The organism is Pseudoclavibacter sp. Marseille-Q434 (assembly GCF_050315415.1).
Taxonomy (GTDB): Bacteria; Actinomycetota; Actinomycetes; order Actinomycetales; family Microbacteriaceae; genus Pseudoclavibacter.
The window spans coordinates 1031511-1055443 of sequence record NZ_JBNPQH010000002.1 but is presented as its reverse complement, the minus strand read 5'-3'; the positions used below and the strand labels follow the sequence as shown (position 1 = coordinate 1055443).

At 68.6% G+C, this 23933-nt stretch carries 25 protein-coding genes; 8 read left to right on the top strand and 17 right to left on the bottom strand.

Annotated elements, in window-relative coordinates; genetic code table 11:
* Positions 1–441 (bottom strand): pyridoxamine 5'-phosphate oxidase family protein, encoded by a 441-nt coding sequence (locus tag ACQFZP_RS11945; RefSeq protein WP_181026828.1) that lies wholly within the window; start codon positions 439–441, stop codon positions 1–3.
* Between the two features lie 151 nt (positions 442–592).
* Here ACQFZP_RS11945 and ACQFZP_RS11940 point away from each other — a divergent pair, with 151 nt between their 5' ends.
* Positions 593–841: a DUF6458 family protein gene (locus ACQFZP_RS11940; RefSeq protein ID WP_104310118.1), complete on the top strand. Its 249-nt coding sequence runs from the start codon at positions 593–595 to the stop codon at positions 839–841.
* Between the two features lie 35 nt (positions 842–876).
* On the opposite strand, the gene ACQFZP_RS11935 is transcribed toward ACQFZP_RS11940, so the two are convergent.
* Positions 877–2253, bottom strand: coding sequence for an NAD-dependent succinate-semialdehyde dehydrogenase (locus ACQFZP_RS11935; protein ID WP_211891440.1), 1377 nt, complete (start codon positions 2251–2253; stop codon positions 877–879).
* A 189-nt stretch (positions 2254–2442) separates the two neighbouring features.
* On the opposite strand from ACQFZP_RS11935, the gene ACQFZP_RS11930 reads away from it, so the two are divergent.
* Together ACQFZP_RS11930 and ACQFZP_RS11925 are read left to right on the top strand one after the other, a co-directional pair.
* Positions 2443–3963, top strand: a complete 1521-nt coding sequence (locus ACQFZP_RS11930) for a CoA-acylating methylmalonate-semialdehyde dehydrogenase (RefSeq protein ID WP_211891439.1) — start codon at positions 2443–2445, stop codon at positions 3961–3963.
* Between the two features lie 290 nt (positions 3964–4253).
* Positions 4254–4733, top strand: a complete 480-nt coding sequence (locus ACQFZP_RS11925; protein ID WP_211891438.1) for a hypothetical protein — start codon at positions 4254–4256, stop codon at positions 4731–4733.
* A gap of 85 nt (positions 4734–4818) precedes the next feature.
* On the opposite strand, the gene ACQFZP_RS11920 is transcribed toward ACQFZP_RS11925, so the two are convergent.
* Positions 4819–6477: a helix-turn-helix domain-containing protein gene (locus tag ACQFZP_RS11920; protein ID WP_211891437.1), complete on the bottom strand. Its 1659-nt coding sequence runs from the start codon at positions 6475–6477 to the stop codon at positions 4819–4821.
* Positions 6478–6585: 108 nt separating this feature from the next.
* Between ACQFZP_RS11920 and ACQFZP_RS11915 the strand changes: the two genes are divergently transcribed.
* Entirely contained in the window at positions 6586–7905 is a 1320-nt protein-coding gene (locus ACQFZP_RS11915; protein ID WP_211891436.1) for an aspartate aminotransferase family protein, read from the top strand.
* Between the two features lie 171 nt (positions 7906–8076).
* On the opposite strand, the gene ACQFZP_RS11910 is transcribed toward ACQFZP_RS11915, so the two are convergent.
* From ACQFZP_RS11910 to ACQFZP_RS11865, 10 genes are all read right to left on the bottom strand, one after another.
* The gene (locus ACQFZP_RS11910; RefSeq protein ID WP_211891435.1) at positions 8077–8643 is read right to left on the bottom strand and encodes a hypothetical protein; all 567 of its coding nucleotides are present in this window, start codon (positions 8641–8643) and stop codon (positions 8077–8079) included.
* A gap of 194 nt (positions 8644–8837) precedes the next feature.
* Positions 8838–9515 (bottom strand): CE1759 family FMN reductase, encoded by a 678-nt coding sequence (locus tag ACQFZP_RS11905; RefSeq protein WP_211891434.1) that lies wholly within the window; start codon positions 9513–9515, stop codon positions 8838–8840.
* Between the two features lie 106 nt (positions 9516–9621).
* Complete coding sequence (locus ACQFZP_RS11900; RefSeq protein ID WP_104244763.1) at positions 9622–10788, bottom strand: LLM class flavin-dependent oxidoreductase; 1167 nt, start codon at positions 10786–10788, stop codon at positions 9622–9624.
* Between the two features lie 103 nt (positions 10789–10891).
* Positions 10892–11458, bottom strand: coding sequence for a gluconokinase (locus ACQFZP_RS11895; protein ID WP_307852823.1), 567 nt, complete (start codon positions 11456–11458; stop codon positions 10892–10894).
* Positions 11455–12531, bottom strand: a complete 1077-nt coding sequence (locus ACQFZP_RS11890; protein ID WP_307852822.1) for an L-idonate 5-dehydrogenase — start codon at positions 12529–12531, stop codon at positions 11455–11457. The genes ACQFZP_RS11895 and ACQFZP_RS11890 overlap by 4 nt, the downstream gene beginning before the upstream one ends.
* Positions 12532–12565: 34 nt before the next feature.
* The gene (locus ACQFZP_RS11885) at positions 12566–13303 is read right to left on the bottom strand and encodes a fumarylacetoacetate hydrolase family protein (RefSeq protein ID WP_211891432.1); all 738 of its coding nucleotides are present in this window, start codon (positions 13301–13303) and stop codon (positions 12566–12568) included.
* Positions 13303–14100, bottom strand: a complete 798-nt coding sequence (locus tag ACQFZP_RS11880) for an SDR family oxidoreductase (protein ID WP_211891431.1) — start codon at positions 14098–14100, stop codon at positions 13303–13305. The genes ACQFZP_RS11885 and ACQFZP_RS11880 overlap by 1 nt, the downstream gene beginning before the upstream one ends.
* The gene (locus ACQFZP_RS11875; protein WP_258068323.1) at positions 14097–15527 is read right to left on the bottom strand and encodes an MFS transporter; all 1431 of its coding nucleotides are present in this window, start codon (positions 15525–15527) and stop codon (positions 14097–14099) included. Before ACQFZP_RS11875 ends, ACQFZP_RS11880 begins: the two co-directional genes overlap by 4 nt.
* Positions 15528–15667: 140 nt before the next feature.
* Entirely contained in the window at positions 15668–16480 is an 813-nt protein-coding gene (locus ACQFZP_RS11870; RefSeq protein WP_258068325.1) for an IclR family transcriptional regulator, read from the bottom strand.
* 64 nt (positions 16481–16544) lie between these two features.
* Positions 16545–17603 (bottom strand): D-2-hydroxyacid dehydrogenase, encoded by a 1059-nt coding sequence (locus ACQFZP_RS11865; RefSeq protein WP_104313057.1) that lies wholly within the window; start codon positions 17601–17603, stop codon positions 16545–16547.
* A gap of 97 nt (positions 17604–17700) precedes the next feature.
* Here ACQFZP_RS11865 and ACQFZP_RS11860 point away from each other — a divergent pair, with 97 nt between their 5' ends.
* Positions 17701–18588 carry an NAD(P)-dependent oxidoreductase gene (locus tag ACQFZP_RS11860; protein WP_211891430.1) on the top strand — a complete coding sequence of 296 codons (888 nt, stop codon included), beginning with the start codon at positions 17701–17703 and terminating at the stop codon, positions 18586–18588.
* Positions 18589–18609: 21 nt separating this feature from the next.
* On the opposite strand, the gene ACQFZP_RS11855 is transcribed toward ACQFZP_RS11860, so the two are convergent.
* A complete protein-coding gene (locus ACQFZP_RS11855) occupies positions 18610–19002 on the bottom strand; it encodes a GreA/GreB family elongation factor (protein ID WP_258068326.1) in 393 nt (130 codons plus the stop codon).
* Positions 19003–19616: 614 nt separating this feature from the next.
* Here ACQFZP_RS11855 and ACQFZP_RS11850 point away from each other — a divergent pair.
* Entirely contained in the window at positions 19617–20012 is a 396-nt protein-coding gene (locus ACQFZP_RS11850) for a hypothetical protein (RefSeq protein ID WP_179555696.1), read from the top strand.
* Here the strand turns inward: ACQFZP_RS11850 and ACQFZP_RS11845 are convergent.
* Complete coding sequence (locus ACQFZP_RS11845) at positions 19996–21003, bottom strand: helix-turn-helix transcriptional regulator (RefSeq protein ID WP_211891429.1); 1008 nt, start codon at positions 21001–21003, stop codon at positions 19996–19998. The genes ACQFZP_RS11850 and ACQFZP_RS11845 overlap by 17 nt on opposite strands.
* Before the next feature lie 142 nt (positions 21004–21145).
* On the opposite strand from ACQFZP_RS11845, the gene ACQFZP_RS11840 reads away from it, so the two are divergent.
* The gene (locus ACQFZP_RS11840) at positions 21146–22636 is read left to right on the top strand and encodes an MFS transporter (protein WP_211891428.1); all 1491 of its coding nucleotides are present in this window, start codon (positions 21146–21148) and stop codon (positions 22634–22636) included.
* A complete protein-coding gene (locus ACQFZP_RS11835) occupies positions 22633–23298 on the top strand; it encodes a VOC family protein (protein ID WP_211891427.1) in 666 nt (221 codons plus the stop codon). The genes ACQFZP_RS11840 and ACQFZP_RS11835 overlap by 4 nt, the downstream gene beginning before the upstream one ends.
* 83 nt (positions 23299–23381) lie before the next feature.
* Here ACQFZP_RS11835 and ACQFZP_RS11830 read toward each other — a convergent pair whose 3' ends face one another.
* A complete protein-coding gene (locus tag ACQFZP_RS11830; RefSeq protein WP_211891426.1) occupies positions 23382–23642 on the bottom strand; it encodes a Txe/YoeB family addiction module toxin in 261 nt (86 codons plus the stop codon).
* Positions 23639–23890 (bottom strand): type II toxin-antitoxin system Phd/YefM family antitoxin, encoded by a 252-nt coding sequence (locus ACQFZP_RS11825; protein ID WP_104254138.1) that lies wholly within the window; start codon positions 23888–23890, stop codon positions 23639–23641. Before ACQFZP_RS11825 ends, ACQFZP_RS11830 begins: the two co-directional genes overlap by 4 nt.
* Positions 23891–23933 lie beyond the last annotated feature (43 nt).

Here is a 23933-nt window from a genome sequence, read left to right as displayed (position 1 = left end):
TCACGCGACGGTGTCGATGAGCGGCTCGGGCTCGTCACCGGTGATGTACCGGCGGCCGGTGACCTCCGCCACCGTGATGGCGACATACTCGTTCTTCGGCGTCGCGATGAGGGGGCGCACGTCGAGCTGCTCTGCCCGCTCGAGTTCCGCCTCAGTGCTGAGCACTCGCGCCACACCACGGGCGACGAGGCTCGTCGCGAAGCCGTCACCGACCGCATCGGCCTGGAAGACGACCTCTTTCGCGATGGAGGCCCCCGCGAGCTTGAAACCGGGCGCCGACTTGAAGACGAGCTCGCCGTCGTCTTCACTGAACACGATGTTCAGCGGATAGATCTCGACGCGGCCGTTCACCGCGAACGCGAGGCGCCCGAACTTCGTGGCCCGCAGGAGCTCGCGGCTTTCCTCGTCGGTCAGGACGGTGATGAGTTGCTCGTCTTCCATGCGTCCATCATGGCCTGCGACAGGCTGAACCGCTTGACCGTTTCGCACCAGGCCCACGAATCGGAGACTGAGCATCGATATACGCCGCGAGCGGTGCGAAACTTGATGCACCCCGAGCGACGTCCGCTCGATCCGACACGGAGGTCATCCCATGGGCTACGGCAGCGGCATCGCACTCATCGTCATCGGCGCCATCCTGGCGTTCGCCATCAACATCGACCTCGACGGCTTCGTCGACCTGAAGACGATCGGCTACATCCTCATGGGAGCGGGTGCCGTCGTGTTCATCATCAGCCTCGTGACCGCCCTCCGCCGCAAGCAGTCGACCTCCACGACCCGCAAGGTCATCGACCCCAACACGGGCCAGGAAGTCATCGAGCGCACGAACCGCAGCAACTGACCGGCGCCAACGCCTGAGCGGGGCGCCCGCCCGGTTCAGGCGGAGACGAAGAACAGGCGCTTGTTGGCGAACTCTCCGATGCCGATGGGGCCCATCTCGCGACCGAAGCCGGAGTTCTTGACGCCGCCGAACGGCAGCTCGGCGGCCTCCGCGGCGATCGTGTTCACATGCGCCATCCCGACCTCGAGTCGCTGGGCGACGCGGGTGGCCCGCGCTTCGTCGGTCGAGAAGACCGAGCCGCCCAGGCCGAGGGCGCAGTCGTTCGCGAGCTCGAGGGCCTCCTCGTCGCTCGACACCCGGTAGACGGTGGCGACGGGGCCGAACATCTCGACACCGTACGACTCGGAGTCGCGCGGGACACCCGTGAGCACGGCTGGCGAGTAGTAGGCGCCAGGTCCGTCTGACAGCGCTCCGCCGACCTCGAGGGTCGCGCCCTCTGCCACGGCCTTCTGCACCTGGGCGTGCACCGTCTCGGCGGCCGTGCGGCTCGACATGGGCGCGAAGGCGCCATCGGCGAGGTCGAGCTGGTCGCCGGGCACGAGCCCCGTGGCGAGCTTCTTGAGCTCCTCCACGAACTCGTCGTAGATGTCATCCATGACGATGAGGCGCTTGTTCGAGTTGCAGACCTGGCCGACGTTGTAGACGCGGAAGTCCCACGCCTGCTGCGCGACGGCCGCGACGTCGTCAGAGTCGAGCACCACCATCGGGTCGATGCCCCCGAGCTCGAGCACGCACTTCTTGAGGTTGCGGCCCGCCTGGGCGCCGATGATCGCGCCGGCACGCTCGGATCCCGTCAGCGAGATGCCCTGGACGCGGTCGTCCGCGATGAGGGTCGCGATCTGGTCGTGGGATGCGAAGACGTTCTGGTAGCCACCGACCGGCACGCCAGCCTGCTCCATGATCTCCTGGATGGTCAGCGCAGACCGCGCGCAGATGTCGGCGTGCTTGAGCAGGATGGTGTTGCCGAGCACGAGGTTCGGGGCAGCGAAGCGCGCCACCTGGTAGTACGGGAAGTTCCACGGCATGACGCCGAGCAGCGTGCCGACGGGGCGGTGCTCGACGTACGCCTTGCCCGGGATCGTGCTCGGGATCTCGAAGTCGGTGATGAGGCTCGGGCCGTGCACGCCGTAGTAGTCGATGATCGACGCCGCGAACTCGACCTCGTCGATCGACTCCTGCACCGACTTGCCCATCTCGACGGCGATGAGGTGCGCGAGCTCGTCCTTGCGCTCGAGGAAGATCTCGGCGACCCGCCGCACGACGGCGGCGCGATCCTGCACGCTGCGCTCCCGCCACTCGCGGTAGACGGCGTCCGCGCTCGCGACGGCCTGCTCGATCTGCGCATCCGTCGCGTCGTCGAAGGTCTCGATGATCTCGCCAGTCGCAGGATTCTGCACTCGGTACTCGGACATGTCGCTCCTCAGCTCGGCCATCGTGTCGAAGCCAGTCTGACGCAAAACCCGTTGCCAGTTTGGTCGAATGCTGACCCTCGACTCTACAAAGCCGCCACTCGGGCGTGGGTGGCCGTCCGTAGTCTGACCATGCTTCTGCTCCGCAGACACCAGCCATCCCACCAGCCAAGCAAGCCCGAGGAGTAACACGTGGACTCTGCACTTCCCACGATCCAGCACTGGATCGACGGCGCCCTCGCAACGACGACGCCGGCTCGCACAGCCCCGGTCTTCAACCCTGCCCTGGGTGTCGCCACCGCGAACGTCGCGCTGGCGGAGCAGGCGGAGATCGACGCCGCGGTCGCCGCAGCCAAAGCCGCGTTCCCCGTCTGGTCGAACGCCTCCGTGGCGAAGCGCCAGGGAGTGCTGTTCCGCTTCCGTGAGCTGCTGAACGAGCGGAAGCTCGAGCTCGCGAAGATCATCACGTCCGAGCACGGCAAGGTCGTGTCCGACGCGGCCGGTGAGATCCAGCGCGGCCTCGAGGTCGTGGAGCTCGCGACCGGGTTCCCAAGCATCTGCAAGGGCGACTTCACCGAGAACGCGTCCACCGGTGTGGATGTGTTCTCCATCAAGCAGGCGCTCGGCGTGGTCGGCATCATCAGCCCCTTCAACTTCCCCGCGATGGTGCCCATGTGGTTCTTCCCCATCGCGATCGCCGTCGGCAACACGGTGGTGCTCAAGCCCTCCGAGAAGGACCCCTCCGCGGCGCTCTGGCTCGCGGAGCTCTGGAAGGAAGCCGGCCTCCCCGACGGTGTCTTCAACGTCCTCCACGGCGACAAGCAGGCCGTCGACGGCCTCCTGAACCACGACGACGTCGCCGCGATCAGCTTCGTCGGCTCCACGCCCATCGCGCAGTACATCTACGAGACCGCCTCCAAGAACGGCAAGCGCGTCCAGGCGCTCGGTGGGGCGAAGAACCACATGCTCGTGCTCTCCGACGCCGACCTCGACCTCGTCGCCGACCAGGCCATCAACGCCGGCTACGGATCCGCGGGCGAGCGGTGCATGGCCATCAGCGTGGTCCTCGCGATCGAGCCCGTCGCCGACCAGCTCATCGAGAAGGTGAAGGAGCGCATCGCGAAGCTCCGCATCGGCGACGGCACCCCCACCGACACCCACACGGAGCCCGACATGGGCCCCATCGTGTCGGAAGTGCACCGCGACAAGATCGCCTCCTACATCCAGATCGCCAAAGACGACGGCGCGGACGTGCTCGTCGACGGCCGCGAGATCAAGGCGGAAGGCGCCGACGGCGGGTTCTGGCTCGGCCCGACCCTCATCGACAACCTCCCCACCACCAGCCGCGCCTACATGGAAGAGATCTTCGGCCCCGTCCTCGGCATCGTCCGCGTCAAGTCGTTCGAGGAGGGCGTGGAGCTCATCAACACCGGCCAGTTCGGCAACGGCACCGCGATCTTCACCAACGACGGCGGAGCCGCACGACGCTTCCAGAACGAGATCCAGGTCGGCATGATCGGCATCAACGTGCCCATCCCCGTGCCCGTCGCCTACTACTCCTTCGGCGGGTGGAAAGACTCCGCCTTCGGCGACAGCAAGGCCTACGGCCTGCAGGGCTTCCACTTCTACACCCGCGAGAAAGCCGTCACCAGCCGCTGGCTCGACCCCGCCAAGCACGGCGGCATCAACCTCGGCTTCCCCGAGAACGACTGAGCAGCCCACCACGGCTGAGCCCCGTTCACGACAGGCCGGGACAGACCCCTGGCTTGTGCATCCGTTTCCAGCGGTCCGGATGCGCAAACCCGGGGTCTGTGACTGCGTGCGTGTGTACGCCGGGACAGACCTCGGGATTGTGCGTCCCTCGCAAGCAATCCGGATGCGCAAGCCCGAGGTCTGCCACTGCGCGCGTGTGCAAGCCCGAGGTCTGTGACTGCGTGCGTGCGCAACCCCCGGGCCTGCCGGAGCCTAGGCGTCTTCCGAGGCGAGCAGGTGAGGATGTGCCAGTGCGCATCCTCCTGAAGCTCGAGCTCGACTGCCCAACCGAACTGCTCGCCGACGCTCTCCAGCGGCCGGAAGCCTTCCGCGCAGTGGCGGGCCCCCTCGCGGAAGTGCGCTCGCTCGAACCTGGCGGCTTCCCCGAGCGGTGGTCACCCGACAGCCCGCACCGCGTCGAGATCCGCCTGCTCGGCGTGGTCCCGCTGGGCACGCAGGTCATCGACGGCCAGTATCGCGACCTGGGAGACGGGATGCACGAGCTCCGCGACCGCGGGTACCCGGAATCCGGGCTCATGGCCGTCATGACCACCTTCGATCACCGGATGGTCGTCTCGCCGCTGCCCGGCGGCCGCACGCTCTACCGCGATCAGCTGAAGATGAGCGCCGGCCTCCTGACCCCGTTCGTGTGGCTCGGCATGTGGGCCTTCTGGCAGAAGCGCGCCCTCAGCATGCGGCAGCTCGCGGCGAAGCTCCGCGACGAGCGCTGACGGCCCGGCGCGGGCCGCCAGCCGAATCACGTCACGGCCGAGCCGAGTCTCGGGCCGCGTCGCGCCGCGGCCAAGCAGCCGCAGCTCAGGCGTCGTCGAGGAGCCGCATCGCCGACCAGACCTCGGCACGCCCGGCGAAGGTCTGCAGGTCGATGCCGAGCAGCTGCTCGGCGGTCGTGACGCGGCTGCGCAGTGTGTGCCGGTGGATGCCAAGCGACTTCGCGACCGGGTCCCACGCACAGTTCCCCTCGGTCCACGCAGCGAGCGTGTCCAGGAGGAGTCGTCCCTGTTCTCCGTGTTCGAGCAGGGGCTGCAGCACACGGCGTGCGGTGACGCGGCCGTCGGCGGCCTCGAGTGCACCGAGCATGCCGGTTGTCGCGAGGTCCTCGAAGCGCACCGAGGGCCGGCTCGGTGTGCTGCGTTCCGCCGCCTTGCGCGCCTCCGCGAGCAGCCGAGGCAGCTCGGCCCAGTCACCCGGTGCGGATGCTCCCGCCGAGAAGCCAGCGTCGGCGAGGGCCTCGACGAGAGTGGCCCCGCCGCCAGCGGGGACGATCGCGATGAGCTCCTGCTCCCTCGCCGCGAAGAACAGGGGCTCGCCGCCAGAACCGGCAAGTCGCTCGAGTCGGTCCAGCAGCGCCTGGCCGGGTTCCCCGCCCCTCGCCTGCACGACGCGGACGGGAGCCGCAGGCAGCTCGCCCCAGACAGTCTCCGCGGCGCGCCTCGCCACCTCCATCTCGCCAGCGAGCAGCAGCTCGAGCAGGCCGACGCGGAGATGCCCGCGCGCTGCGTCGAGCTCCCGATTCTGTTCGAGCGCAATCGACGCGTGGCCGATGGCGCTCGCCACCAGATCATTGCCGGCGAGGTCGAGCGGCGCCCGGCCGCCGACGGCGAGCACCCCGCGCAGCTGCCCGTGCTGGCCGACCGTCTGCAGCGTCACGTCGCCGCTGTCACCGTGCAGACGCGCGCCCGATCGACCCCCGCGAGCGAGGAGGCTCTGCACCATCCGCTCCACCTCGGGCACCTCGCTCTCGGGCACGCGGATGCGCGTCGGCGCATCCACACGAAGCCCCGTCGAGTCGTAGAGCGCGACCCAGCTCTCCAGCTGCCGTTCGAGCTCGACCAGGATCGCACCGAGCCCGCCGGGCCTGAGCGCCGCTCGTGCAAGCTTTCGCTGCGCCTGCAGGGACCATTCGAGGCGAGCCCGCTGCTCCAGGGCTCGCTGGTCGGCGAGGTAGCGGATGATGCCGATGAACGGGGTCCGCTCGGTCACCTCGACCAGCGTCAGGCCGTGACGCGTGCACGCGGTGACGAGGTCGGCGGGCACCTCCGCGTGGATGACCTCCGTCGCGAAGCCGAGCGCAGCGACGTCCGCTGCGCGAAGCCTCGCCACGTAGGCGTCGAAGAAGCCTTCACTCGCGAGCGCCTGGAACCGCACGGTGGCCGTCGCCGACACGGGTGAGCGCAGGATCGGTGAGCGCGAGACCGGTGCGCGGGAGATCGCGGCGGACGTGTCCACCGCCGCATCAAGGCCGGACGCTTCCGGGTCTTCCGGGGCTTCGGCTACGGCGAACTGCATTCCGTCGGTCAGGAGGAGCTGGCCCGCCTCGAGCCACGGCGTGGGGTCGACCAGGTCGGAGCTGTGCGCCCAGACGACCGCGCGCTCGAGGGCACTGTCGTCTGCGGCGTGCAGCACGCGCAGCTTGAACTCCGTCTCTTCGACGAGTTCGCGCAGCGAGACGCTCATGACAGGCCCCACCCTGTCGGGGGCGCATGACGCTTTTGTCGAGTCATGGCACCCATTCTCGCCGATTTGTTCACCTGCTGCGCGCATCCGCGGCCCCAGAGTTGACGCATGACCGCCCCAACCGTGAGCCGTGCCGCCAGCAACACCGACGTTCGTGACCGCGACCTCGCGTCCGTGTTCCATTCATGGTCTGCCCAGGGCAAGATCTCCCCGCTCCCCATTGCCCGGGGGGAGGGCGCCAAGCTCTGGGACCACGACGGCAACGAGTACCTCGACTTCTCGAGCCAGCTCGTGAACGTCACCATCGGCTACCAGCACCCGAAGGTCATCGCCGCCATTCAGGAGCAGGCCGCGCAGCTCATCACGATCGCCCCCGCGCACGCCAACGAGACCAGGGCGAAGGCCGCGGAGCTCATCCTGTCGCACGCCCCGGAAGGCTTCTCGAAGGTGTTCTTCACGAACGGCGGAGCGGATGCGATCGAGAACGCGATCCGCTTGGCCCGCCTCTCGACCGGGCGTGACAAGGTCGTCTCCCTGTACCGCAGCTACCACGGCAACACGGGCGCGGCGATCGTCGCGACCGGCGACTGGCGGCGCATCCCCAACGAGTATGCAACCGGGCACGTGCACGCCTTCGGGCCGTACCTGTACCGCTCGGAGTTCTGGGCTGAGACGCCCGAGCAGGAGAGCGAACGCGCGCTGCACCACCTCGAGCGCGTCGTCCAGGCCGAAGGGCCCGCCTCGGTCGCCGCCATCCTGATCGAGAGCATCCCGGGCACGGCCGGCGTGCTCATGCCGCCGCCCGGCTACCTAGCGGGTGTGCGCGAGATCTGCGACCGCTACGGCGTGCGCCTCATCCTCGACGAGGTCATGGCCGGATTCGGGCGCACCGGGGAGTGGTTCGCGTTCGACGCCTTCGACGTGCGCCCCGACCTCATCACCTTCGCGAAGGGCGTCAACTCCGGGTACGTGCCCGTCGGCGGGGTTGTCATCTCCGAGGAGATCGCGGCCCAGTTCGACGAGCAGGTCTTCCCCGGCGGTCTCACCTACTCGGGGCATCCGCTCGCCGCCGCCTCGATCGTCGCGACGCTCGAGACCATGGAGGAAGAGGGCATCGTCGAGAACGCGGCCCGCCTCGGCCGCGACGTCATCGGCCCGGCATTGCACGAGCTCGCGGCCCGCCACGAGGTGGTGGGCGAGGCGCGAGGCAAGGGCGTCTTCTGGGCGATCGAGCTCGTGAGCGACCCCGTGACCCGGTCGCCGCTCGCCGCCGCCGACATGGCCACCATCAAGTCGCAGCTCGTCGCGCGCGGCCTGCTGCCCTTCGTCGCCGACAACCGCATCCACGTCGTGCCACCCGCCGTCATCGCCGACGCGGATGCACGCCGTGGCATCGCGATCATCGACGAGGTGCTGGCCGGCTTCTAGGCGCTCGCCAGCACGCGGCTCGGCGGATGCGCTGCAGACCAAGCGTGTAACCGCAAGCGTTTCCGGATGGCTTCCGCGCACGCGGATGCGTTGCAAGCCATCTGCGTGCGTGAAAGCCATCCGGAAACCCGCGTCCGCAAAGGTTCGCGCGCGTCGGCCGCGGGACGCGCGCTACTTGCCCTTGGGCGTCGGGATGAGCGCGATCAGCGTCGTGATGCCGCCGATGGCAAGCCCGGTCTTGGTGTGCGCGGCAGTCACTCCTCGTTCGGCGCGGCGCTCGCCGAACCGATAGATCCCACGCTCGGCTGCCGCGATTCCGGCGACGGTCGCGAGCGCACCCGCGACGCCGAGGCCGCCGAGGGCCGCCCGCCTGGCCGGCGTGAGCGAGAGCCAGAACGCGGAGAAGCTGTTCTCCTCCGAGCCAGTACCGCTCTCGTCACGGGATCCCTCGGCTGGATGCGGCGCGTCGTTCTCGTCGCGCGGGCCGCCGATGAGCTCGCCGGGTGCCTGCGCCGCCGGCTGCACCAGCAGATCCGAGTCTTCGAGGGCTCCCTGCTTCGCGTCGCGACACTCGAGAACCGCCAGCCCGGTGATGCCGAGCGTGATCGCGGTCTTCAGGACACCGCGAGCCGCCTTCGAGGGGATGAAGTCGGGGGTGGCGTAATAGGCGGCGGTCAGCAGCCCCTGCCCGGTCGAGAGGATCGCGCGATTGCCGAAGGCCTTGCTCTGGGAAGTCATGAGGAGCAGTCTCCCGAGTGCACCTGACCAGACCCTCCGCGTCGTCCCGTCGGCGCCGCATCCGCCGCAGCCGCTGCGCATCCAATGACGGCGCAGCCACCGGCCGCACAGCCACCGACTCGGGATGGCGAAGTCACTTCGCCTCAGAGAACTTTCCTCAACGAAGTGACGTTGCCATCCCGAGTCGAGTGAGGCTAGCTTGCGCCGCCGCCCGCGGCCATGCGCATGAGGTCGGAGCCCAGCTCGATACCCAGCTCGGTTCCGCCCGCGCTGCCGAGCTCGTGCTGGTAGCCGCCCCAGTTGTCGTCGCGGATCGTCTGCTCGACGCCGGCTTCCATGAGGGCGAGCAGTTCGACGGATGCGCGTTCGATGCGGGATCCGAGGCCCGTGTCCTGCCAGTCCTCGGTGGAGGCGAACAGCGACGTCGGCACGGTCATGGTGCGCAGGTAGGCGAACATTGACCGCATCTGCTCGTCGACGACCAGCGCGTGGCGCGCGGTGCCCGCCGTTGCGGCGAGGACGACCGGCTTCGCGATGAGGAGGTCGTTGTCGAGCGTCTGGAAGAACGAGGTGAAGAGTCCGCTGGGTCCGGCCTTGTAGACGGGGGCGGCGGCGATGATGCCGTCGGCGTCGCGAAGCGCGCTGATGGCGCGCTCGAACTGCGGGCCGAAGCTCTGCGAGCCGAGGGCGGCTGGGAGTTCGGGGAGGAGCATCCGCAGATCGATGTGTGTCGATGCAACGTCGCGCCCACGGGTGGACGCGAGTTTTGCGACGCCGCGCTCGATGCGGTCGGCGAGCAGCTTCGTCGATGACGGATCGCTGATGCCGGCGTTGACGACGACGAGCCGGTAGGCGCCTTGTGCGTTGGTCATGAGAGTCCTTCTGAGCATGTTCGAGCGGGGATGCGGAAACGGTGGTGGGCGGATGCGCGCGGCCGGCCGACGGGGCCGGCCACGCGCATCCGCTCAACGGCGGGAGCTAAGCGACGAGCGCGGTGTCCTGGTAGGGCGAGGAGCCGGTGACGTTGTCGCCGCGGTTCTCGTTGGGGCGCGGCTGACGCGGGGCGGCGTCGCCGTACTTGGCGAGGACGAGCGACTCGTGGGTGGGGGCGTCCGGCACCTCGGCGGGGCGGAGCGCCTCGAGTTCGCGACGCAGCACGGGCACGACCTCGGAGCCGAGCAGCTCGAGCTGGTCGAGCACCATGCCGAGGGGCAGGCCGGCGTGGTCCATGAGGAACAGCTGGCGCTGGTAGTCGCCGAAGTGCTCGCGGAAGGTCAGGGTCTTGTCGATGACTTCCTGCGGGCTGCCGACGGAGAGCGGCGTCTGCTGCATGAAGTCCTCCATGCGCGGGCCGTGGCCGTAGACGGGCGCCTCGTTGAAGTAGGGGCGGAACTGGTCCTTCGCGTCCTGCGAGTTCTTGGCGATGAACGCCTGCCCGCCGAGGCCGACGATCGCCTGCGACGCCTTGCCGTGGCCGTAGTGCTCGTAGCGCTGGCGGTAGAAGTCGATGAGGCGCATGTAGTGCTCCTTCGGCCAGAAGATGTTGTTCGCGAAGAACCCGTCGCCGTAGAACGCGGCCTGCTCGGCGATCTCCGGGGTGCGGATGGAGCCGTGCCAGACGAAGGGTGCCACGTCGTCGAGGGGGCGGGGCGTGGAGGTGAAGCCCTGCAGGGGTGTGCGGAACTTGCCTTCCCAGTCGACGACGTCCTCGCGCCAGAGGCGGTGGAGGAGGTTGTAGTTCTCGAGGGCGAGGGGCAGGCCGGAGCGGATGTCCTTGCCGAACCACGGGTAGACGGGGGCGGTGTTGCCGCGGCCGAGCATGAGGTCCATGCGCCCCTTGGAGAGGTGCTGCAGCATCGCGTATTCCTCGGCGATGCGCACGGGGTCGTTGGTCGTGATGAGCGTTGTGGAGGTGGAGACACGGAGGGTCTTCGTGAGGGCGGCGATGTGCGAGAGGAGCACGGCGGGCGATGACGAGAAGAAGGGCGGGTTGTGGTGCTCGCCGATCGCGAAGACGTCGAGGCCGACCTCTTCGGTCTTCTGGGCGATCTTGACGATCGCGTCGATGCGCTCGGCCTCGCTCGGCGTCTCGCCGGTGACCGGGTTGCGTGTGATGTCGCTGACGGAGAAGATTCCGAACTGCATGATCAGCCCTTTCGTTGTGGATGCATGGGGCTGGTAGGTCCGGAAGGGGCTGGATCCTGAGTCCCAACTCCATGCATATGCATACAACGTGGTGCGAGCGGAACTATTCCCGGGCCTCCAGAAAGGCCATGACTCGGTCCACGATCACTGGAGGAGCATCGTCGACGTTGACCACGACCCCCGCCTCCCAGGCGGCGAGCGGTTCGAGCACCTCGAACTGGCTGTCGAGGAGGGTCGTCGGCATGTACTCGTGCTGACGAGTCGCGAGGCGGGAGGCCACGAGGTCACGCTGGCCGGCGAGGTGGACGAACTGCAGCTCGGGCACGCTCGAGCGCAGCAGCTCCCGGTACCAGCGCTTGAGTGCCGAGCACGCGACGATCGTCGTCCGACCCTCCGCCGCGTTGGCGGCGATGGTCGCACCGACGACCTTGAGCCACGGCACCCGGTCCTCGTCCTCGAGCGGCGTCCCGGCCGCCATCTTCGTCTTGTTGGCGACCGGGTGCAGGTCGTCGCTGTCGATGAAGGTCACGCCGAGCCGCTCCGCCAGCGCCGAGCCGATCGTCGTCTTGCCCGTGCCCTGCACACCCATGACGATCATGGGCGGGTGGGTGAGGGCGGGATGCCCGGCTGCGGTTGCGCGCGCCCGCCGTTCGGCCTGGTCAGAGCTCACGAGGTACCCCTTTCTTCTGGTGATCCATCATCCTCGGGGTCGAAGGAGAGCAGCACCTTCGACGAGCGGGATGCATCGCCGGCGACGGCGAACGCGTCGAGCGCCTGCTCGACGGGGAACTCGTGGGTGAGCACTGCATCCACGACGAGCGATCCGTCGGCGAGGGCGTCGATGACGGCGTCGATCTCGTCGGCGAAGCGGAACGAGCCGACCAGGGTCAGCTCGCGGGTGATCGCGAGAGAGAGGAGTGCTGGCACCTCGCCGCTGCGCTGCAGGCCGAGCAGCACGACACGCCCACCCCGCCCCGCGCCGCGGATGGCGCTCGCGAGCCCGGGCACGGTGCCGGACGATTCGATGACGACGTCGGCGTGCACTGCGGCGATCGCGTCGGCATCGCGCGCGTCGACGACGCGGTTGGCGCCAAGCTCGGTCGCGACGGCGAGCGGCAGCTCGTGGAGGTCGCTCGCGATGATCTCGCCCGCGCCATGGTGCTTCAGCACGGCGACCACGAGCGCCCCGATCGGGCCGGCGCCGATGACAAGCACCCGCTTGCCCCGGACATCGCCGGCCTGTCCGACGCCATGCCACGCGACAGCGGCTGGCTCTGCGAGCGACGCCAGCTTGAGGTCGAGCCGGTCCGGCAGCACGCGGAGCATGCGTGCCGGGAGGGCGACTCGGCGCGCAAAGGCCCCCTGCGTGTGCGGGATGCGCGCGGCAGAGCCGAGGTAGGTGCCGGCGGGCGAGAGGTTCGGTCGATCGTCCGGGAAGGGCGTCTCTCCGTCGTCGCCGGGCGTCGCCGGGTGGACCGCCACGCGCTGTCCGACGGAGGGGCCGCTGCCGTCGGCGGCGGCGTGGAGGACGGTGCCGACGATCTCGTGGCCGAGGACCAGCGGGTCGCGGAGGATGGACTCGCCGGCAGCCCCGTGCATCCAGTAGTGCAGGTCGGACCCGCAGATGCCACCGTAGGCGATCGCGACGACCGCCTCGTCAGCGCCCGGCGTGGGCTCGGGCAGCGCGTCGAGCCGCAGGTCGACCTTGCCGTGGGCGACGACTGCGAGGTTCTCCTGGGTCACGAGCACCCTCCCTTGGTGTCGGGGCGCGCCTGGTTCACACGCACGGGGTGACGAGGGGCACGCCCGCGACGGTGATCTCGACGAGGTCGCCCGGCTCGGCGGGGAACGCCGACCTCGGGGCGCCCGTCATGATGATGTCGCCGGGGCCGAGTGGCACCCAGCTCGTGACGTAGGCGACGCACTCGGCAACGCCGGCGGGCAGCTCGTGGCTGCCGGTGAGCACCGTGCGCTCGCCGTTGATGCGGACCTCGAGCTCGGCGCTCGCAAGGTCGGCGCTCGTCTCGATCCACGGACCGAGGGGCGTGTAGCCGACGCCGCCCTTGCCCTCGAAGTTGCGCGGGTCGACGCTGCCGCGCTCGGGGTTGGAGATGTCGTTGACGGCGGTGAGGCCGAGGATGACGGTGTGGGCGTCCTCGGCGGATACGTCGGCCGCGTCACGACCGATGACGATGCACACCTCCCCCTCGATGACGACCTTGCCGACGTTGCGGCGCAGCTCGACGGGGGTGCCGCTCGGCACGACCGTCCGGGGGCTCTTCAGCCAGGCCTGCACGGGTGAGGGATGCTCTGGCCCGTTCTGCGCGATGCCGACGACGATGCGCGGCTCGGCCGGCGCGAGCAGCGTCGCGTCGGCGACCGGATCGCCCTGCCGCGCGGGTTCCTCCCCGCGCGCGAAGGCCTCGTAGGGGTCACTGCACGGCACCCACGAGTCGCCCTCGGCGAACGCGTGCGTGACCGTTCCGTCACTGGTCTGGATCCTGGAGATTCGCATCACACAACCGCCGTCATTCCGCCATCGACATAGATCGTCTGGCCGTTCACGAACGCCGAAGCGTCACTGGAGAGGAACACGAGCGTACCGACAAGCTCATCCACGTGGCCCCAACGCCCGGCCGGGGTGCGCTGCGCGGCCCAGGCTGAGAACTCTGCGTCGTCGACGAGCGCCTTGGTGAGCTCGGTGGCGAAGTAGCCGGGCGCGAGCGCGTTCACCGTGATCCCCGACGGGGCGAGGTCGGCGCAGAGCCCCTTCGTGAGCATCACGATGGCGCCCTTCGTCGCGCTGTACGGCGCGATCGAGGGCCGGGCGATCTGCGACTGCACGCTGCCGATGTTGACGATCTTCCCGCTGCCCCGCGATTGCATGCCTCTGGCCACCCGTCGCGAGAGGAGGAACGCGCTCGTGAGGTTCGTGGCGAGCAGCTCGTGCCAGTCGGCATCGGAGAACTCGGCGATCGGGGCGCGCCGCTGGATGCCCGCGTTGTTGACGAGGATGTCGACGGTGCCGATGCTCGCCTCGAGTTCGCTGATGCCCGCATCCACCGCCGCCGCGTCGGTCACGTCGAAGGTCGAGACGATCGGCTCGGACGCTGTGCCCGCGAGGCCGAGTGTCTCGGCGATGGATGCGGCGGTGCGCTCTGCCTTCGCTCGGTCGCGCCCGTGCACCACCACCCGCGCGCCCGCTGCTGCGAGACCGCCCGCGAGTGCGCGGCCGATGCCCTGGCTCGACCCCGTGACGAGGGCCGTCCGCCCGGTCAGATCGAACGACTTGAGTCCGACCGGCAGGCTCATCGCCCGCTCCCGGCCGCAACCGGCGCGGCCTCGTAGACATCCTGCAGGTCGATCAGACCGGTGTCCTCTTCGTCGGTGGAGACGCGGATCGCGTCCTCCTTGCGGAGCAGGTCGCGCCCCTTCGTCTCGGGCACGAGGAACGTCGCTGCGGTGGTGATGGCGGCGAGCGTCGCGAGGTAGAGCCCCATGACCACCCAGTTTCCGCCGGTGAGGGTGAGCAGCCAGGTGCCGAGCACACCGGCGAGGCCGCCGGCGAGCACCGCGGAGATCTCTCGTGCCATCGCGACGCCGAGATAGCGGTGCTTGTTGCCGAACAGTTCGGGGAGCATGGCGCACTGCGGTCCGAGCATCGAGTTGACGGCCACGCCGATGCCCACCGCGATGACCGCGATCGTGAGCGGCCCGTTGCCGAGCGAGAGCATCCACCAGGCAGGGAAGGCGAAGAGCAGCATGAACACCGCTCCGAAGCGGTAGACGGCGCGGCGGCCGAACTTGTCGGAGAGGTGGCCGGTGAGGGGCACCGAGAAGATGCCGATGAGCGAGCCGATCGTGACACCCCACGTTGCGACGCCACGGTCGACGGGGTTCGCGATGAAGGTGCCCGCCACGAACGCGAGCGACACGTTCTGGAAGATGTACGAGCCGCCGTTCTCGGCCATGCGAAGGCCGATGCCGGTGATGACGCCTGGCATGCCGCGCGTGAAGATCTCGCGGATGGGGCGGTCGGAGACCTGGTCGCTCTTCTCGAGCTCGACGAACGTCGGCGTCTCGCGGAGGCGCATGCGGATGAAGAGCGCGACGAGGATGAGCAGGAACGATGCGAGGAACGGCACACGCCAGCCCCAAGAGAGGAACGCCTCGTCCGGCATGAGGGTCAGGAGGCTGAAGACGACGGCGGCGAGGAGGGTGCCGGCCTGGATGCCCACGAAGGGCAGCGCCGAGAAGAAGCCGCGACGCTTGACGGGGGCGTACTCGGCCATGAGCACGGTGGCTCCGGCCTGCTCGGCTCCGGCGCCGAAGCCCTGAGCCAGGCGCAGCAGCACGAGCAGCGCTGGAGCCCAGAGGCCGATGGTCTCGTAGGTGGGGAGAAGCCCGATGGCCGTCGAGGCGCCGCCCATGAGGAGGATGGTGATGACGAGCACGCCCTTGCGGCCGAGGCGGTCGCCCATGGTGCCGAAGAAGAGACCGCCGAAGGGGCGGGCGACGAAGCCGACGCCGTAGATCGCGAACGCGCCGATGACGGCGACGGCCGGGTCGCTCTGGTCGAAGAAGAGCTTGTTGAAGACGAGCGCCGTCATGAGCCCGTAGAGCGCGAAGTCGAAGTACTCGAGGGCGGAGCCGATGCTGGAGGCCAGCGTGGCTCGGCGCAGGTTGTCGGCGTACTCCGGGTCGTCGGACGGCACGGGGGGCCGGGGGGTCTCAGTCACGGAACATCTCCTTTGATGTGCGGATTGCCGCGGCGTGGGTGACCGAGGCGTCCGGTGGTGCATGCTTCTCACCCCAAGCTAACACTCCACTGGACGACGTTCAACACTTTGAACGCGACGGTTTCGTGAGACCTGGGGAACTACCTCCCGGCGAGCGGGTTCGTGAGCTCCTTGGCAGCCTCGATGAGCGCCTCGCCGACCCTCGCGACGTGCTCTTCACTCGCGAGCTCCGTCGGCAGCGCGGCCCCGAGCGCGAACGGAGGATCGCTCGGCGACCAGGACGCGAGCGGCACCGCGACCCCCGTCACCCCGCCGACCGAGCCGTTCGCGTCGATCGAGTAGCCGCGCTCACGCGCGACCGCGAGGCAGTCGAGCAGCTCCTGCGTCGTGCCGATGCTCTGCGGCGTCAGCTTCGGGAAGGGTGCGGATGCGCCCACGAGGTCGACAACCTCCTCGTCGTCCAGGCGCATGAGCAATGCCCGGCCAGACGCGGTGAGAGCCGCTGGCAGGCGCGACCCGAGCGGCGTGCCCAGCTGATAGCGTCGCCGCCCCTCGTGCCGGGCGAGGTAGACCGTGTCAGGCCCGTCGAGCATGACCACCTGCACCAGTTCACTGCGCAGCACCAGCGATGCGTCGCACACCCCGAAGAACTCGCGGATCTGGTTGAACTGCTGCGCGTAGGCTCCGCCGAGCTCGGCCGTGCGCCTGCCGAGCTGGTACCCCTGCGGCACGCGCTGCAGCATCCGCCCTTCCTCGAGCACCGTCACGAGGTTCGCCGTCGAGGACTTCGCGATGCCGAGGGCTCTCGCGATATCGCTGAGCGTCATGGGCGCGCCGTCCGCCTCGGCGAGCAGCGTCAGGATGCGCAGCGAGCGCGTGACGGCGGGCGCGAGGTCGCGCTCCGGTGCGTCCTGCTCGCCGGTCTTCGGTGATGCATCCGTTGCGTCTGGCACGGCGTCGCCCCTCGTGTCGAAACGTCCGGTGCTCGTCACGCTGCGACGAGCACCGGCCGTGGAATCAGTAGAACTCGACGATATCGACAACGTTCTTGAGCGGCTCGCCGTCGAGGAGCCTGCGCGCGTTCTCGGCGAAGAGCTTCGCGATGCGCGGCTCCTCGGCGCTCGAGAGTGCGGCCGTGTGCGGGCTGACGAGCACGTTCGGATGCGACCAGAGCGGACTCCCGGTCGGCAGCGGCTCGACCTCGAAGACGTCGAGCGCGGCGAAGCCGACGCGGCCGTCATCGAGCGCCTCAAGCAGCGCGGACTCGTCGATGACCGTTCCACGCCCCACGTTCGAGACGATGACGCCTGGCTTCACGTTCGCGAAGACCTCGGCGCTGAGCAGACCGGTCGTGGCGTCGGTTCCGGGGAGGGTGACGACGATAGCGTCGGCTTCGGACACCGCGGACGCGAGCTCATCGATGGGCACGAGGCGGTCGACACCCTCGACGGCCTCGCCGCTGCGCGTCGTGCCGAGCACGGTTGCGCCGAGCGCTGAGAACTTCGCTGCGGCCGCCTTGCCGATGCCGCCGAGCCCGACGATGAGCACGGTCATCTCATCGAGCTGGCGCATCTCCCAGCGGTCCGTCCACCGCTTGGCCACCTGCTGCTGCTGGAGACGCGGGAGGTCCTTCGCCCCGGCGAGGACACCGAAGAGCGCGAACTCCGCGAGGGTTCCTCCGTGGACGCCGGCGCTCGTCGTGAAGACGATGCGCTCGAGCGCATCCTGGTCGAGACCGGCAGCCTTCACCTGCCCGCCGCCGCCAGCGGCGGTCGCGTGCACCCAGCGGAGTCGCGGGTTCGCGGCGACGGTGCGCGCAAGGGAGGCGGGGTCGACATCGGGAAGCCCGAACAGGATGTCCGCCGAGTCGACGAGCTCGTCGAATGCCGCCTGCTGCTCAGGAGTGCGTGTGACGCTCGGGTCGCCGGACCAGTCGGCGGGTCCGCGCATCGGACGGTAGAAGGAGTGGTCGCGCACGACCTCGAGGCGGGGCTCGAGACGCTCGATGAGCTGGCACAGCTCTTCGCTCAGGTCGACGGCGACGACCGCGCGCAGTGTCTGGGGGCTGTCAGTCATAGGATCCTCTTCGATTCGGTGGCGACAGGGAGAGCTTACGCTGATTCAACACTGTGAACACTGTCCTACACAATGTTCTCCGAGCTAGGGTGTGCTCATGACCACTGCTGCTCACTCCCCTCGCATCGGCGTCCTCGGCCTCGGCGCCATGGGCCTGCCGATGGCGGGCCACCTGCTCTCTGCGCACGGCATGCTCCACCTCACCGGCCGGCGCCCAGAGCGAGCGGCCGAGCTCGTCTCCGCCGGGGCCACCTGGCATAAGACACCGCGCGAGCTGGCCGCCGCCAGCGACGCGGTCCTCGTGATGCTGCCCGACCTGCCCGAGCTCGAGGCCGTGCTCGGCGGCGAAGACGGACTCCTCGCCGGCGCCGGCGAACTGCTCATCATGGTCGGATCGACCGTGTCGCCGACCGGGCTCCGCGAGCTGGCCGACCGCCTCGCCGCCGAAACCGACGGCCGAGTGCGCGTCGTCGACTCCCCCGTCTCCGGCGGGGAGGACGGCGCGAAGGCCGGCACGCTCTCCATCATGCTCGGCGGCCCGGACGACGACGTCGCCACCGCCGCGAGCATCCTGAACGCCTGCGGCCGCCCCGTGCACCTCGGCCCGCTCGGCGCGGGCGAGGTCGCGAAGGCCTGCAACCAGATGATCGTCTCGTCCACGATCCTGGCCCTCGGGGAGGCGAGCGTCCTCGCCGAACGAAGCGGCATCGACCTCGGCGTGCTCTGGGATCTGCTGGGCGGCGGCTACGCCGGCTCGAACCTGCTCGAGAGCAGGCGGGAGAAGCTCGTCTCCGGCGACGACTCCCCCTCCGGCGTCGCGAAGTACATGGTCAAGGACCTCACCTTCGCCGCCGACGTGGCGTCGGCCACAGGCACGAACACCGTGCTGCTCCCAACCCTCCGGGCGGCCTTCGACGAGCTCGTGGATGCTGGCCTCGGCGAGCGGGACATCGCCGTCACGAGGCGGTTCATCGCCGACCGGTGAGGGCTCTCACGCCCGTCGAGCTCAGGCGAACGGCACCGCTGCGAGGACGCTGACGCGCTGCTGTCCCGCCGGTGGCGTGAAGGTCACGGTGCTGCCGACCGTGCTGCCGACGAGCGCCCGGCCCAGAGGCGAGTCGGCTGAATAGACATCGACCTCGACCGTGGGATCCAGCCCGGCGAGCGCTCGACTGCCGAGCAGGAACGTCGCCTCCCGACCGGTGCTCTCGAAGCGGACGCTCACCTGCATGCCCGGCTCGACACGGCCGTCGTCGGGCTTCGCCGCCACCTCGGCGTGCTCGATGAGCCCACGCAGCTCGCGGGCTCGCGCCGACGACTGGGCACCTCCGCGCGTCAATTCGGCGAGCTCTTCCTGAAGTCGCTGCAATGCCGTCGGCGTCATCCAGATCTTTTCCACGACGTCCTCCATGTGATGCCGCAACGCGGCGCGGGTAAAACCCCCAGCCTAGCCCAGAAGGCACCGGAGCGAGCGATTGGTGACGGCCGAGATATATTCCTTGAAATGGGCTATGGTCATCCGGATACCGCCAGCTGAAGAAAAGGGAAGCGAGTATTTCGATGGCAGAGAGAAAATCCAGGGAAAGCGCGAAGAAGGCACCGCAGCTCACCCTGAAGGAACGTCGGGCGCAGAAGCGCGAGAAGACGCAGGCAGCCGATCCGTTCAAGCGGAAGAGCTAGCCCGCCGGGCGGGCGCAGCCACGGTGCGACTGCGCCCGCACCACTCCGCCGCCGGCCGCGCCAGTGCGATTCGAGCTGACGGCCAGAGCTCGCCGGAATCGTCGATCAATACATTGTGAAGCGTCACTGCTGTGGACAAGGAGTCACGCCATGACCTCGCCCGAGGCGGCCGCAGATTTCGCGGCGATCTCTCGCGGACCTCGTCGTCGCGAAATGCGTCTATTTCTGCTCGGCGACCCCCTGACGTGCCTTTCCGCATTCTCGGCGAGATATTCCCCCACCGGTTACCCGGCACCGAATTCGGTGCTTTTCGATAAGAATCCAGCCGCCGCGGTGATCGGCGCCGACGCCTCCTCCGCGACAACGCGACGCCAGCTCGCGTGGACGCTGGACTCCACGATCAGGACGGCGATCGAGCTGTCGTCGCGACTCCCGGCGCTTCACCACGTGGTCGTCGTCCTGGACAACCCGACGCTCCCGTCCCGACTCGTCCTCAGATGCGCAGACCAGGCAGCCAATCGCATCCACGAGCAGGTCGCGCGCGAGCACGGTGACTACGTCGTCGTCACCTTCCTCGTCGTCACCGACGCAGTCGATCCCGGGACGCTTGCCGAGCGCATCCACGATCGGATCATGCAGGCACCTGCCTCTGACGTCGCAACAGCGCTGAGCTGGGATGAGGTCGAGCACGGCTCGATCGCGCAGGCCGCGATCAACGACTACCTGTGAGCTCGTCTTCCTGCGCGGCCCGCTCCGTGACCCCGCCGACCCCTGCGACCCGAGAGAGCCGTCGGCGCCAATCTTCGAGCCGGTCGACGAGCTCCGGTGGCCCCACCACTTCACAGGGCGCCTCGAGCCGGGCGAGCAGGTAGACCACGTAGTCGAGTTCGTCAGTGCGCATGCGGACTTCGCTCCAGCCACCCTCGAGCTCGCTGACGCCTCCCCACTGGCCGACCTCCGCCCTCGCCAGCTCGGCCGGCACCTTCACGCGCACAACCGCCTCGTATCGCGCAGGGAGGTTCCGGATGCTGGCCTGCACGAACGCATCCGCATCACCTCCGGGGATGGGGCGGGACCCGAAGCGCTTTGGCCGAGACTCGACACGGCGCATCCGGTCAAGGCGGAATGTGCGCCAGTCGCCGGCGTCACCGTCGAACGCGACGAGGTACCAGCGCCTGGCGACCGGGACCAACGCGTGCGGCTCCACGAGGCGTTCCGAGAGCGCACCGTCGCGTTTCTCGTAGGCGAAAGCGAGCAGCGTGCGGTCGCGGCAGGCCGTGGCGACGCTCGCGAGCACGGCGACCTCCACCTGCGGCGCACCGTCGCGCGCCTGCGCCGCCGAGACCGTCGAGCCGATGCCCGCCGCCAGCTTGCGCACATGCATCGGCAGCACCGGGACGATCTTCGCGAGCGCACCGACCGCCGCATCCTGGACCCCCTGGACCCCGCTCGCCGTCACCGCCCGCAGCCCGAGCACGATCGCGAGCGCCTCCTCATCGCTGACCATGAGCGGCGGCAGCGAACCTCCCGCGCTGAGCCGATAGCCGCCGCCGAGACCGCGCGTGGTCTCCACCGGGTAGCCCAGCTCACGCAGCTGCTCGACGTCGCGGCGCAGGGTGCGCGGGCTCACCTCGAGCTTCGTCGCGAGTTCCTCTCCGGCCCAGAACCGGTGGTTCTGGAGGAGGGTGAGGAGCTGCAGCATGCGGGAGCCGGTGGACATGAATCCATCGTACGAACATTGCGGTCAAGACCTGACCGCAATGGCTGAAAACCTCAGTCCTGCAACCATCACCCGAACCGCTTCCGAATGTCGGCGGCCAGGTGAATGATGAGATCACCGATTCACGAGACCAGGAACACTCATGACCGACCAGCCGACCCCGCCCGCTCTCCCACACCAGGACGTGCCGACGCTCGCGACGCTCCGCAGCTTCTACCAGGTGCTCGTCAACACGCTCATCGCCAACGTCACGACGAGCTACCTGTGGTTCGCGCTCACGTTCTGGGCCTACCTCGAGACCGGCTCTGTGCTCGCGACCTCCATCATCGGCGGCAGCTACATGCTGCTCGTCGCCGTCTTCGGCATGATCTTCGGCGCGATCGTCGACCATCTGAAGAAGAAGGCCGTCATGCTCATCTCGAGCGCGGTCACCCTCATCACGTACCTCCTCGCTGGAGTCCTCTATCTGAGCTTCCCCGAAGAGACGCTGGTCGACTGGAACGGCATCTGGTTCTGGCTCTTCGCGGGCGTCATCCTCGTCGGCGGCGTGGTCGAGAACCTGCGCAACATCGCCCTCTCGACGACGGTCACGCTGCTCGTGCCCGCCGACCGCCGAGACAAGGCCAACGGCCTCGTCGGCACAGTGCAGGGAATCGCCTTCATGGTCACGAGCGTGTTCTCTGGACTCTCGGTCGGACTCCTGGGCATGGGGCCGACCGTGTTCATCGCCATCGTCGCGACTGCCGTTGCGTTCGCCCATCTCCTGTTCGTGTCGATCCCCGAGCGCGGCATCGCGCACGACCCTGCGGCCGGCGCAGCGAAGGTCAACTTCCGCGGCGCCATCCCCGCGGTCATGCTCGTGCCCGGCCTGCTTGCGCTCATCCTCTTCACAACGCTCAACAACCTCGTCGGCGGCGTCTTCATGGCGCTCATGGACCCGTACGGTCTGACCCTCTTCTCCGTTGAGATGTGGGGCGTCTGGCTCGGCGTCACGAGCATCGGCTTCATCGTGGGCGGTGGCCTCGTCGCGAAGTTCGGGCTCGGCAAGAACCCGGTCCGCACGCTGCTGCTCGTGAACATCGGCGTCGCGCTCCTCGGGGCGGCCTTCACGATCCGCGAGTACGGCTGGCTGTTCATCGTCGGCATGTTCCTGTTCATGGCGATCATGCCCATCGCGGAGGCCGCCGAGCAGACCGTCATCCAGCGGGTGGTTCCGTTCGAGAAGCAAGGTCGGGTGTTCGGCTTCGCGGCGACCGTGGAGTCGGCGTCGACGCCGATCAGCGCGTTCATGATCGGCCCGATCGCCGAGTTCTGGCTCATCCCCTTCATGGAGACCCGCGAGGGTCAGGAGTCGCTCGGGTGGCTGCTCGGCGACGGGGACGCTCGCGGCATCGCCCTGGTCTTCCTGATCGCGAGCATCCTGCTGCTTGGACTGGTGATCGTCGCGTTCGCGTCACCGCAGTACCGGCTCCTGTCGAAGTCGTACGCGGAGACCCAGCCGCCGAACTCGGAGGCCGCCGAGTCGAAGGCGACGGCAGAAGTGGGCAATGCGGCTGCGGTGCCCACCTCTCCTGAGCCGTCCGAGACTTCAGGGGGCGCTTCTCGGGTCGGTCGAGGAGAATCGCGGCCATGAGCGATCGAGTCTCACCTAGCGAGTTCCGCCAAGCCGACGGCACCGGAGATTGGCGGGTCGTCGGCGACGGTGCCCGCGCGAACTTCCGGACCGGGGACTTCTCGAAGGGGGCCGCGTTCGTCGCCGAGATCGCCCGGGCTGCCGACGACGCGAACCATCACCCGGACGTCGACCTCCGCTACGGCTCCGTCATGGTGCGCCTCATCAGCCACGACGTCGGCGACCTCAGCGAACGCGACATCACCCTCGCGGCACGCATCTCCGAGATCGCTCGTGGGCTGGGCATCGAGGCGTCCCCGGACACGGTGCAGAGCATCCAGATCGCGATCGATGTGGTGGATCTCGACGCTGTGCTCCCCTTCTGGGAGGCGGTCCTCGCCTACGAGCGGCGAGGTGGTGAAGACCTGGCCGACCCTATCGCCGTCGGCCCCAGCGTCTGGCTCCAGCAGATCGACGCGCCCCGCACCGAGCGGAACACGATGCACGTCGACGTCTACGTGCCGCGCGACCAGGTCGATGCGCGCCTCGAAGCGGCCCTCGCCGCCGGAGGGCGGGTCGTCAACGACGCCTCCGCCCCCGAGTACTGGACGCTCGCCGATCCCGAAGGCAACGAGGTCGACCTCGCCCCGTGGAGAGACGACAGCACCTGGAAACCCGAGTAGGGCACGCGTCGCAGTGGGTGCGCCACCACGTGCACCTCGGCTGGATGCAGAACTCCTCCGCGATCGACCGGGCCGCGCATCCGTCAATAATGATGCCGTGCTTGCAGGATGACGATCCGCTCGTCCTCGACCAGGTACACAAGCCGATTGGTGTCGTCGATCCTGCGCGACCACGCACCGCTGAGCACGTGGCGGAGGGGCTCTGGCTTGCCGATTCCGGAGAATGGATCACGAAGGACATCACCGACGAGTTGATTGATGCGCCTGAGGGTCTTCCGATCCTGAGCCTGCCAGTAGACGTAGTCCTCCCAGCCGTGCGTGTCGAAAGCCAGCTGACGACTCATTCTTCGATGAGGTCGCGTACCGTGACATCACCGTTTCGAGCGCGCTCCATCGACTCCAGCAGCCGCTTCGCGTTCGCAGGACTGCGCAGCAAGTACGCAGTCTCCGCCAAGGCGTCGTAGTCGTCCTTCGACATCAGGACTGCGTTTCCATGCTTTGAGACGACTTCAACGGGTGCGTGATCCTCGTTCACCTGTTGAATCAACCCGAACAGACCCTTGCGTGCTTCCGTGACGCTGATAGCTGCCATAACGCACCTCCAGATGGTACCGGATAGCGTACCACTCCAGCCT

What these genes read in the sequence shown, in the direction of transcription:
- ACQFZP_RS11860 (WP_211891430.1), top strand. Translation starts at nt 17,701, where the DNA reads ATGACCACTGCTGCTCACTCCCCTCGCATCGGCGTCCTCGGCCTCGGC.
- ACQFZP_RS11830 (WP_211891426.1), bottom strand. Translation starts at nt 23,642, where the DNA reads ATGAGTCGTCAGCTGGCTTTCGACACGCACGGCTGGGAGGACTACGTC.
- ACQFZP_RS11940 (WP_104310118.1), top strand. Translation starts at nt 593, where the DNA reads ATGGGCTACGGCAGCGGCATCGCACTCATCGTCATCGGCGCCATCCTG.
- ACQFZP_RS11845 (WP_211891429.1), bottom strand. Translation starts at nt 21,003, where the DNA reads ATGTCCACCGGCTCCCGCATGCTGCAGCTCCTCACCCTCCTCCAGAAC.
- ACQFZP_RS11885 (WP_211891432.1), bottom strand. Translation starts at nt 13,303, where the DNA reads ATGCGAATCTCCAGGATCCAGACCAGTGACGGAACGGTCACGCACGCG.
- ACQFZP_RS11880 (WP_211891431.1), bottom strand. Translation starts at nt 14,100, where the DNA reads ATGAGCCTGCCGGTCGGACTCAAGTCGTTCGATCTGACCGGGCGGACG.
- ACQFZP_RS11840 (WP_211891428.1), top strand. Translation starts at nt 21,146, where the DNA reads ATGACCGACCAGCCGACCCCGCCCGCTCTCCCACACCAGGACGTGCCG.
- ACQFZP_RS11910 (WP_211891435.1), bottom strand. Translation starts at nt 8,643, where the DNA reads ATGACTTCCCAGAGCAAGGCCTTCGGCAATCGCGCGATCCTCTCGACC.
- ACQFZP_RS11920 (WP_211891437.1), bottom strand. Translation starts at nt 6,477, where the DNA reads ATGAGCGTCTCGCTGCGCGAACTCGTCGAAGAGACGGAGTTCAAGCTG.
- ACQFZP_RS11945 (WP_181026828.1), bottom strand. Translation starts at nt 441, where the DNA reads ATGGAAGACGAGCAACTCATCACCGTCCTGACCGACGAGGAAAGCCGC.
- ACQFZP_RS11865 (WP_104313057.1), bottom strand. Translation starts at nt 17,603, where the DNA reads ATGACTGACAGCCCCCAGACACTGCGCGCGGTCGTCGCCGTCGACCTG.
- ACQFZP_RS11935 (WP_211891440.1), bottom strand. Translation starts at nt 2,253, where the DNA reads ATGTCCGAGTACCGAGTGCAGAATCCTGCGACTGGCGAGATCATCGAG.
- ACQFZP_RS11905 (WP_211891434.1), bottom strand. Translation starts at nt 9,515, where the DNA reads ATGACCAACGCACAAGGCGCCTACCGGCTCGTCGTCGTCAACGCCGGC.
- ACQFZP_RS11825 (WP_104254138.1), bottom strand. Translation starts at nt 23,890, where the DNA reads ATGGCAGCTATCAGCGTCACGGAAGCACGCAAGGGTCTGTTCGGGTTG.
- ACQFZP_RS11900 (WP_104244763.1), bottom strand. Translation starts at nt 10,788, where the DNA reads ATGCAGTTCGGAATCTTCTCCGTCAGCGACATCACACGCAACCCGGTC.
- ACQFZP_RS11915 (WP_211891436.1), top strand. Translation starts at nt 6,586, where the DNA reads ATGACCGCCCCAACCGTGAGCCGTGCCGCCAGCAACACCGACGTTCGT.
- ACQFZP_RS11835 (WP_211891427.1), top strand. Translation starts at nt 22,633, where the DNA reads ATGAGCGATCGAGTCTCACCTAGCGAGTTCCGCCAAGCCGACGGCACC.